Origin of the sequence: Microcoleus sp. Pol12B5 (genome assembly GCF_036701335.1) — a bacterium.
Taxonomy (GTDB): domain Bacteria; phylum Cyanobacteriota; class Cyanobacteriia; order Cyanobacteriales; family Microcoleaceae; genus Microcoleus.
The window spans coordinates 1-2,914 of record NZ_JAUBQQ010000144.1; the positions used below are offsets into that span (position 1 = coordinate 1).

General features: G+C 39.5%; 4 protein-coding genes. All 4 read left to right on the top strand.

Translation table 11 applies throughout. The features are described 5' to 3' along the window. The first annotated feature begins 313 nt into the window (after positions 1-313). The 4 genes from QUA24_RS26980 to QUA24_RS26995 all read left to right on the top strand — a co-directional run bounded on the left by QUA24_RS26980 (position 314) and on the right by QUA24_RS26995 (position 2,842). Positions 314-556 carry a DUF433 domain-containing protein gene (locus tag QUA24_RS26980; protein WP_333233473.1) on the top strand — a complete coding sequence of 81 codons (243 nt, stop codon included), beginning with the start codon at positions 314-316 and terminating at the stop codon, positions 554-556. Between the two features lie 217 nt (positions 557-773). After that, the gene (locus tag QUA24_RS26985) at positions 774-1,670 is read left to right on the top strand and encodes a hypothetical protein (protein WP_333233475.1); all 897 of its coding nucleotides are present in this window, start codon (positions 774-776) and stop codon (positions 1,668-1,670) included. 71 nt (positions 1,671-1,741) lie between these two features. Then, positions 1,742-2,122, top strand: coding sequence for a pentapeptide repeat-containing protein (locus QUA24_RS26990; protein WP_333233477.1), 381 nt, complete (start codon positions 1,742-1,744; stop codon positions 2,120-2,122). Positions 2,123-2,455: 333 nt separating this feature from the next. Next, the gene (locus QUA24_RS26995; protein WP_333233479.1) at positions 2,456-2,842 is read left to right on the top strand and encodes a hypothetical protein; all 387 of its coding nucleotides are present in this window, start codon (positions 2,456-2,458) and stop codon (positions 2,840-2,842) included. Positions 2,843-2,914: the final 72 nt, after the last annotated feature.

Genomic DNA, 2,914 nt, shown 5'->3' on the forward strand with positions numbered 1-2,914 from the left:
AATTATTAATACATTACCTAAAATTTCAGGATGTTCCCGTTCCGGCAGTATTCATACCTTGATTCAGCAACGCCGAACTTCCGATGTCTGAAGTCTACCGCCGCATTAGTTTTCAAGGGCGATCGGGTGACACTTCTAATGAAAGTTAACAATGCTTTTGCTGCACTCTTCTCAATTTCTACATCAATTGCCTAAAAGCATTCACCGCATCATATTGATCTGCTATTCGCGAATAGAACTCTAGGGCTCGCAAATCCAGGACTTGCAACTAATCAGCTAGTAATATAGAGATAACTTCTAGGAGGCTATAAATATGACAAGCATACCTAACGAACAAACAGCTATCATCCGTACAGAAAGAGGACTAGCGATGGCCGGTGCGCGCATCACTATCTACGACATCATGGACTATGTGACGGCTCAATATCCGCCTAAGTTGATCGGGGGATTATTTGAGCTTACAGAGGAACAAATTAACGCAGCTTTAGCTTATATTGAGGCAAATCGGGCTGAGGTTGAAGCCGAGTATCAAATGGTTCTTAAGGAATCTGAATAACTGCGGCTGTACTATGAAGAAAAAAATCGCGATCTCAATGCTCGGATTGCCGCCCAGCCACCAAGACCGGGAACAAAAGCTGCTTGGGAAAAACTGCGAGTGGCTAAGGCAAAATTCAAGTCTGAGCTATAGTTTTTTATACTAAAGTATAATAGAGTTAATGTATCATTAAATCCTTAAATACTATGATCTATGTAGTGTTTTAAAAGTGATACCCATGTTAAAAGAATTAAAAACCATTACTCTTGCAACTTTTCTGGTATTAGGAACAGCTAAACTGGGTTCTACTGCACCTCTCCCAAGTCCTAATAATCAAGGGGATTATATGGGAAGAGCTTATCATACTTATTGGGAAGTAGTAGATCCAGACCCAAATGGGTTAAATTGTCGCATGACAAATTCTTCTTTTGAAGAACTTATGCGTGCTGACAACCGCACTCCATTTGATTTTTTTAATTGGTCTTTAGTTGGTGTCTTAAAACAGGGACAGCGTTTTGAAAGCTTTCCTAGTAATGCTGCTGGTACTTTCAACGATACCAGGGGTTTACCTTGGCTTTTTGTAGGAAAAAACTACGCTACTGGTGGGGTGCAACGTTGTTTCGTTCGCGCTAATAGTCAATTTGTCAAACCAGTACAGATGTCATCGACTCGCGTACAACCCCAAGCGAGTAAACCGCTTACAAGTTCCACAGCACTACCGATGAAGCTTGGTTTTGACGAAGGATTTGGATCGATTGTAGTACCAGAAAGTGATACCACAGCATCGGCCTATGGAGGACGCTTAAGGCGATATGATGTTCACATTGCTAAAATGTTTGAAGTCACTCACTTTATGTGTCAGGAGGGGACTTTAACACCCGGTATTACATGGAATTACGAGGCTGGAGGTGGCACGATTAATATGGGAAGTTTTGAAATAACCTGCCGACTTGCTAATCAAATAGTTAGTGCCTATGGTTTAGGTAAATCGGAACCTACGAATGTGAGTTTTTCTGGTGGTGAAGTCGGTCGCCCCGATGTCAGAAGTTTCAACATTCCCATCCTAGATATTACAGGTGATAAAGTACCACGCTGGGTGAGTTTTGTGCAGGGATTTCAGCCAGTGAGGAGATAGGGCGAACACAGATAATATGCTCTACTGTCACTTAGAGCAATGTACCTTAATAAAATAGTTGAGAGGAGTTTATGAATATAGATGAAAACGAACTGAAACAACTTTATGCAGAAGGCCGAAGAGATTTTCATGGTTGTGACTTAAGGGATGCTGATTTGACAGAAATTGATCTGAGCTTTGCTAATCTAAGTGGTGCAAATTTGAGCAATGCAAACTTAAACTATAGCAACCTGAGCTATACTAATCTAATAAGCGCTAAATTAAGGGGAGCCTCTCTTCAAGAGGCTAATCTGAAATGGTCAGATATTATTTATGCAGACTTGAGAGATGCAAATCTTGAAGGAGCAGACCTAGATTGGGCTAATCTTAGAGGCGCTAACCTTACCAATGCTTACCTAAAAAAAGTAAAAAATATCGAAAGGGCTGATATAACCGATGCTATAGGATTATAAAAACCCGAACAAATCATTCGGAAAATAGAAGAAAAGAATATATATCAGCTAAATTTATTTTTTCCAGAAGACAGAGTTAGAGCCGATTACAGAAAACAAAAAAATGAACCAAAGTATCAAGAGAGTTTTAATAAAAAAACTCCAGCAGCTTTATGGCCAAATATTTCAATACATACTAAAACACAGGGAATTCTGGCACAGATAGGACAAGAATTAGGTCATAAAGTATGGATTGCTGGAAACGATCACTCAAAGGACTATATATTCGGAGAGCATAGATTGCGGGACAATACTTGCGAGGACTCTAGGCTCGGTAAACTTAAAGAGTTAACAATGGAAGAATTCCCTGTTGGTGGGTTAGACAAAAAGGTTGAAAAAATTAGTAAATTAATTGATGTAATATGGCTAGATACTCAGTTTAAAATAGTAGCATTATTTGAAATTGAATGTACTACTGCTATCCACTCTGGGCTATTGCGTATGGGTAATTTTGTGGCTAATGTCAAATTAAATCCCCTAACATTGATCGACCCCAATTTTCCCATTTATATCGTAATTAGTAAAAAACGAAAGATGCATTTACAAACCCAATTGTCTCGACCCATATTTCAATATCTTGAATTGCACAAAAGTTGTAAAGGTATTTATATAGAAGATATAGAGAGAGGTTGGGAAACTATTATCAAGCAAGGAATAGACCCAAATATTATTGATAGGTAACCGTTCAGGGGGTGCGCCTGGGGCGCACCACCCTAAGAGGAGTTGTAAAGAATTTGGGGAGAAAGGCGGGCG